Here is a 6,698-nt window from a genome sequence, read left to right on the forward strand (position 1 = left end):
GTAAAATACATTCAATATTATTGATTGTTGTTTGATTTAAGACCGAATTTTTTGTTGAATCGTTCAACACGGCCATCCGCTGCTGCGAATTTTTGACGACCTGTGTAGAATGGATGTGAGTCAGATGAAATATCTAAACGGATAACTGGATATTCGTTTCCATCTTCCCATTCCATTGTTTCTGATGATGATTTAGTTGAACCACTTAAGAATTTGTAGTTAGTAGTAGTATCTAAGAAAATTACTTTGTGGTATTCAGGATGGATTCCTTGTCTCATTATTATTTTCAGCTCCTTTGCCCTGAACCATCTGGAACAGAGTTATTTGTGAGTTTTTACCCAATACTTAGTAATTATAATTGTTACCAGAATAAATTGCAACCCATTCTGGAAGACAAATCAAATTTATATTTAAATAATCGGTTTGCCCGTACGCTTGCTGTCTTCTGCTGCTTTTTGTAATTGTTGGAAGAATTCTTCATTATTTTTCGAACGTTTTAATTTTCTGATGAAGCGTTCTGTAAAGTCTGTGGAATCTGTAAACATATTACGTAATTGCCATAAACTTTCTAAATCTTTCTTATCTACCAGCAGTTCTTCTTTACGTGTTGAACTTCGACCGATATCAATAGCTGGGAAGACACGTCTTTCAGCTAATTTACGATCTAAATGCAGTTCCATGTTACCCGTTCCTTTGAACTCTTCATAAATTAAATCGTCCATTCTAGAACCTGTATCAATCAATGCAGTTGCTAGAATTGTTAAGCTGCCGCCTGCTTCAATATTTCTCGCTGCACCAAAGAAGTGTTTAGGTTTATGAAGTGAAGCTGGGTCTAAACCACCTGATAAAGTACGACCGCTTGGCGGAATTACCAAGTTATATGCACGTGCTAATCGTGTAATAGAGTCCATTAAAATAATCACATCTTCACCGATTTCAACGAGGCGTTTCGCACGTTCTAGTAATAATTCTGCAACTTTAACATGATGTTCTGGCGGTTCATCAAATGTTGAATGCACGACTTCTGCAGCTTCGCTTGAACGTTCAATATCCGTTACCTCTTCCGGACGTTCTCCAACAAGTAAAATAAATAATTTAGCATCTGGTTTGTTTGCAGTAATCGCATTCGCAATTTCTTTAAGTAACGTCGTTTTACCAGCTTTAGGCGGTGCAACGATTAAACCACGTTGGCCTAAACCAATCGGTGAAACTAAGTCCATAATACGTGTTGAATAATTTGTAGATTTTGTTTCTAATCGGATACGTTCGTCAGGATATAGTGGTGTAAGTGCTTGGAAGTGAGGACGTTTTTTGACTTCTTCTGCGTTATGATCATTAACGAAGTCAACTTGCAGTAAACCATAATATTTCTCATTATCTTTAGGTTTTCTGACTTTACCTGTGACTTTATCCCCTCGTTTGATTTCAAAACGGCGGATTTGGCTTGCAGAAATATAAATATCTTTTTCGCCCTTGGAATAGTTGACTGTTCTTAAAAAACCGTAACCGTCAGGTTGGATATCATCTAAGACACCTTCCATATAGTAGTTGCCGTCTTTTTCCATTTGAGCTTCCATGATAGCTAAGACTAATTCTTTTTTATTAAGTTTACTATAGTTTGTAAGTTTAAGAGATTTTGCTTTTTGAGTTAGCGCTTTAGTAGTGTTGTTCTTATAAAGTTCGTGGAAAGACTCGTATTGAGGAGATGTACGTTCTCTTTCAGGCATGTTTGACACTCATTTCATTTTAATTTTACGTATTTACTTATTATAAAGTATTTTTCATAAGATAACCATAGCAAATTTCCATTTTAATTACAAAAACAATCATTGGTCTAACGTTATCAATTGCGTGTAATTAACTATTTCCTCATTAAAAAAGCTGGACACTTTCGTGCCCAGCAAATAGTATTCAATGGTTATTCATTATAATAACCAGCGATTGATTTAATTTCTAAGAATTCTTCAATACCATAGTCGCCCCATTCTCTACCGATACCTGATTGTTTATAACCACCGAATGGTAAGTCTGGTTTACGACCTGCTTCATTAATTTCAATTGTACCTGCTTCAACTTCACATGCAACTTTGCGTAAAGTGTTCAAGTCTTTACCATAAACATAGCCAGCAAGACCATATTTTGTATCGTTCGCAATTTCAATTGCTTCTTTTAAGTCTTTATAAGTGATGATTGACATCACAGGACCAAAGATTTCTTCTTGGGCGATTGTCATATGGTTATCAACATTCGCAAAGATTGTTGGTTTTGCAAAGTAACCTTTGTCTAAGCCTTCAGGTTTACCAACACCGCCAAGTACTAATTCAGCACCTTCATCGATACCTTTTTGAATATAATCTTCAACTTGATTGAATTGTTTTTTGCTGATGATTGGACCCATTTGAACGCCTTCTTCTCTTGGGTCTCCCACTTTAACTTGGCTCATTTTTTCTTTTGCTGCTTCAATAAATTTGTCTTTCATTGATTCAGGAATAATTGTTCTTGTACCTGCAGTACATACTTGACCTGTGTTGTTATAAACTTTGCCGACTGCAGCTTCAGCAGCTTCTTCTACATCTGCATCATCTAAAATGATATATGGTGATTTACCACCAAGTTCAAGTGATACTTTTTTGAAGTCTTGTGCTGCTTTTTCCATAATTTTTGCACCTGTACGGCCTGAACCTGTAAATGACATCATACGTACATCTGGGTGTTCACTTAATGGGTTGCCGACACCTTCGCCGTCACCATTTACTAAGTTGAATACACCTTTTGGTACACCTGCTTTATCAAAGATTTCAGCTAAGATAATTGCTGCGTACGGTGTTAATTCAGAAGGTTTTAATACGACCGGACTACCAGCTGCGAATGCTGCTGCTAGTTTTAATGATGTTTGGTTCGTTGGGAAGTTCCATGGTGTGATTAGACCAGCTACACCGATACCTTCTTTCACAACTAAATCATTGCCGCGTCGTTCTTCAAATTGGAAATTATCCAAAGCATCTCTTGCTTCTGAGAAGTGGTTTAAGCCCATTTGATAATGAACGCTCTCGGATTTTTCGAGTGGAGAACCTAATTCATCCGTAATCGCTTCAATAATATCTTGTTTTCTATTTTCATACTCTTTAACAATTTTATCGAGTAAGTCTCTTCTATATTCTACACTGCTGTGACGGAATTCAAGATAAACATCTTTTGCAGCTTGAACTGCTTTATCTACGTCTTCTTTGTTACCTTTCGCAACTTGACCGAGTACTTCTTCAGTTGCTGGGTTGATGACATCAATTGTTTCGCCGCTTGCACTATCAACCCATTCACCATTGATATATTGCTTAGTTTGAATTCTCAATTCAGTCACTCCTTAGTTTTACGTCTTACTTTATAGTTTATCCTTTCTCAGAAATTTTTAAACGTTTCTGCTTATAGCGCAAAATAAGAGCTACTCCAAAAGGAATAACTCTTACTTCTCATAAATCTATATTAAGAATTGGCTACATTATCAGATTGTTCTTCAGATTCAAGTTCAATATATTTTTGTGCCCATTCTTCCATCGGTACTAAAGCCTCAGCTAAAGCAGCACCTTTATCAGTTAAATGATAAACGATTGATAAGGGGGCTTTTGATACGATGTTCTTTTCTACTAACTCCCATTCCATCAGTTCTGAAAGTTTTAAGCTTAAAGAACGTGGTGTAATTGTCTTCAAATCCTTCTTCATATCACTGAAGTGTGCAGACTGTTCTGGACATCTAGATAAATAATTTAAAATCAATCCATTCCAGCTTCGACCGATGATTTTGAATGTTTCTTCTAGATATGGACATATTTCCATTTAAATCACCTCTCATGATTACTAGATCATGCAAACCTACTATACAAAGTATACCACGTTTTCTAAATTTTTTCAGTCCAAATGTTTGCACCGAGAGATTTTAAATTCTCTACAATGTTTGTGTAGCCACGATAAATGTGGTTTACATTATAAATTGTCGTTACACCTTCTGCAATTAAACCAGCAATAATTAAGCAAGCGCCAGCACGTAAATCACTTGCATATACAGAAGCACCATGTAATTGAGATGGTTTAACTGTTGCTGTATTTTGATCGACAGAAATTTCTCCACCCATTTTTCTTAATTCTTCGATATGACGGAATCTTTCTGGATAAATTGTGTCTGTCACGAATGACGGTCCATCCGCTAAGAATAGTAATGGTGTGATTGGTTGTTGTAAGTCAGTCGCAAATCCTGGATACACCAATGTTTTAATGTTGACACTGTTAAATGGTAATTCACCTTTAAGTTTTACACGGTCATCATCAATCTCAACATCTACACCTAGTTCACGCAACTTAACAGTTAACGGTTCGATGTGTTTAGGAATGATATTATCAAGTTCTACTTCAGCACCGCAAGCTGCCGCCATACACATATATGAGCCTGCTTCAATACGGTCTGGAATAATTTGATGTGTCACACCATGTAAATGATCGACACCTGTAATTTTAATCGTACTTGTACCTGCACCTTTAATATTGGCACCCATTCCTGTTAAGAACGTCGCAACATCTACTACTTCAGGTTCCTTCGCTGCGTTCTCAATCACTGTTTGCCCCTCTGCACGGACAGCAGCTAACATAATATTGATGGTCGCACCGACACTGACCATATCTAAGAAGATATTCGCACCTTTTAATTCTTCCGCTTCAATCTTCATAGATGTTGGGCTTGATTCATCAATAGTCGCACCCAACGCTTTGAAGCCTTTAATGTGTTGATCAATGGGACGTGGTCCTAATGGACAACCACCTGGTAACCCGATTACGCATTTTTTAAATCGACCTAACATTGCACCCATCATATAGTAAGACGCTCTCAATGACTCTACCTTGTGATTCGGTAAAGATGCATTTTTTATTTCCGTCGGGTCTACTTTTAATTCTGTATCTTTTAAATCTGTTTTAATGTTTAAATCCTCTAACAAGCTTACTAAAGTAGCAACATCTGAAATTTGCGGTAAGCCTTCTAATGTTACAACATCCTCTGCAAGTAATGCTGCTGGGATAATCGCCACTGCACTATTTTTAGCACCGTTGATTTTCAGTTTCCCTTTTAATGGCTGTCCGCCTCTGATTTTTATTACTTCTTGAGCCATTCGATTGTTCTCCTTTGTTATTCAATCTTTATTCCATAGTTATATGTATAGTCTACCTTGTTTCTGATACGACTACACCTACGCTTTCATCATTTTCTATGAAAATAACTGTTATCCACATACTTCATATTAATTATAGTTGAATTTACTAGCGATTGTATATTCATATTATAGAATACAAAGCCATTTGTTAAAGTATTTACAACATGTTGATATGTTGCACCCATTTTATGCGTTTGTCTTAAGATGTCAGTCTTAACAAACTTTTTTGTTTCATTCAAAAAATCACTTAAGACATTATAGCACAAGTCACGTTAAGACTGCGAAATAATTTCAGGCAACACACAATTTCTGCCTAACATTATTGTCATATAGTTATTATCGCAATCTTTTGTATACTAACAAATGGTTGACGAGAACACAATCTTTTGGTGTTATCTCACAACACAAAAAAGAGCATCCGAAAAAAGATGCTCTTTCAAAGCTTAACCGTTAAAAATTAAGCGCGGTTAGAAGTACCGAATTCTTTGATTTTGCCAGTTACTGTAGCTTTGATAGCTTCACGAGCTGGTCCTAAATATTTACGTGGATCGTATACTTCTGTGTCGTTGTTTAATACTTCACGAACTGCTTTCGCTGAAGCAATTTGGTTTTCAGTATTAACGTTGATTTTAGCTGTACCTAAAGAAATAGATTTTTGGATATCTTTAGTTGGGATACCAGTACCACCGTGTAATACTAATGGTAAACCAGTTGATTGACCGATTTCTTCCATTTCTTTGAAACCTAAGTTTGGTTCACCTTTGTAAGGACCATGAACAGAACCTAATGCAGGTGCTAAAGTATCGATACCTGTTTTTTCAACAAGTTCTTGACACTCTTTAGGGTCAGCATAGATAACACCGTCAGCTACTACGTCGTCTTCTTGTCCGCCGACAGTACCTAATTCAGCTTCAACTGATACGCCGCGTGCATGTGCGTATTCAACCACTTTTTTAGTGATTTCGATATTTTCTTCGAATGGACTGTGTGAAGCGTCGATCATAACTGATGTGAAACCAGCGTCGATAGCTTCTTTACATTTTTCGAAGCTTGAACCGTGGTCTAAATGGATAGCAACTGGTACAGTGATTTTTAAATCATGTAATAAGCCTTCTACCATTTTAACTACAGTGTAGAATCCGCTCATGTAACGAGCAGCACCTTCAGATACACCTAAAATAACTGGTGCATTTTGTTCTTGTGAAGCTTCTAAAATAGCTTGAGTGAATTCTAGGTTATTTAAGTTGTATTGACCAACTGCGTAACCTTTTTCTTTTGCATCGATTAACATTTCTTTCATTGAAACTAAAGGCATGAAAGTTCCTCCTTGCGTGCGTTATGCACGTGATTTTTATACGTTAAGTATATCAAAGTCACCGCCGGAATGCATTGCAAAACTAAATGTAAGCGGTTATAAATGATAAAATTGTGTGAATTTTCAAATGAAAACGTATACAGGATGTGTATAAGCGTTTCACAACTGCTTAATGCTATGCTTAACGT

At 36.5% G+C, this 6,698-nt stretch carries 6 protein-coding genes; all 6 read right to left on the minus strand.

The genetic code is table 11. From position 1 onward, the window contains the following. Positions 1–17: 17 nt before the first annotated feature. Positions 18–278, minus strand: coding sequence for a type B 50S ribosomal protein L31 (locus tag BU038_RS11255; protein ID WP_107606111.1), 261 nt, complete (start codon positions 276–278; stop codon positions 18–20). 132 nt (positions 279–410) lie between these two features. Beyond that, positions 411–1,727: a transcription termination factor Rho gene (gene rho / locus BU038_RS11260; RefSeq protein WP_107606112.1), complete on the minus strand. Its 1,317-nt coding sequence runs from the start codon at positions 1,725–1,727 to the stop codon at positions 411–413. Between the two features lie 191 nt (positions 1,728–1,918). Further along, positions 1,919–3,349, minus strand: coding sequence for an aldehyde dehydrogenase family protein (locus BU038_RS11265; RefSeq protein ID WP_107606113.1), 1,431 nt, complete (start codon positions 3,347–3,349; stop codon positions 1,919–1,921). 131 nt (positions 3,350–3,480) lie between these two features. Further along, positions 3,481–3,831, minus strand: coding sequence for a winged helix-turn-helix transcriptional regulator (locus tag BU038_RS11270; RefSeq protein ID WP_107606114.1), 351 nt, complete (start codon positions 3,829–3,831; stop codon positions 3,481–3,483). A gap of 62 nt (positions 3,832–3,893) precedes the next feature. Further along, on the minus strand, positions 3,894–5,153 hold the full coding sequence (locus tag BU038_RS11275) for a UDP-N-acetylglucosamine 1-carboxyvinyltransferase (protein WP_107606115.1): 1,260 nt from the start codon (positions 5,151–5,153) through the stop codon (positions 3,894–3,896). Between the two features lie 499 nt (positions 5,154–5,652). Continuing rightward, positions 5,653–6,510 (minus strand): class IIb fructose-bisphosphate aldolase FdaB, encoded by an 858-nt coding sequence (gene fdaB, locus BU038_RS11280; protein ID WP_107606116.1) that lies wholly within the window; start codon positions 6,508–6,510, stop codon positions 5,653–5,655. Between the last annotated feature and the right edge of the window lie 188 nt (positions 6,511–6,698).

It is taken from the genome of Staphylococcus simulans, from assembly GCF_003043455.1.
GTDB lineage: Bacteria > Bacillota > Bacilli > Staphylococcales > Staphylococcaceae > Staphylococcus > Staphylococcus simulans_A.

What these genes read in the sequence shown, in the direction of transcription:
- BU038_RS11255 (WP_107606111.1), bottom strand. Translation starts at nt 278, where the DNA reads ATGAGACAAGGAATCCATCCTGAATACCACAAAGTAATTTTCTTAGAT.
- rho (WP_107606112.1), bottom strand. Translation starts at nt 1,727, where the DNA reads ATGCCTGAAAGAGAACGTACATCTCCTCAATACGAGTCTTTCCACGAA.
- BU038_RS11270 (WP_107606114.1), bottom strand. Translation starts at nt 3,831, where the DNA reads ATGGAAATATGTCCATATCTAGAAGAAACATTCAAAATCATCGGTCGA.
- BU038_RS11275 (WP_107606115.1), bottom strand. Translation starts at nt 5,153, where the DNA reads ATGGCTCAAGAAGTAATAAAAATCAGAGGCGGACAGCCATTAAAAGGG.
- fdaB (WP_107606116.1), bottom strand. Translation starts at nt 6,510, where the DNA reads ATGCCTTTAGTTTCAATGAAAGAAATGTTAATCGATGCAAAAGAAAAA.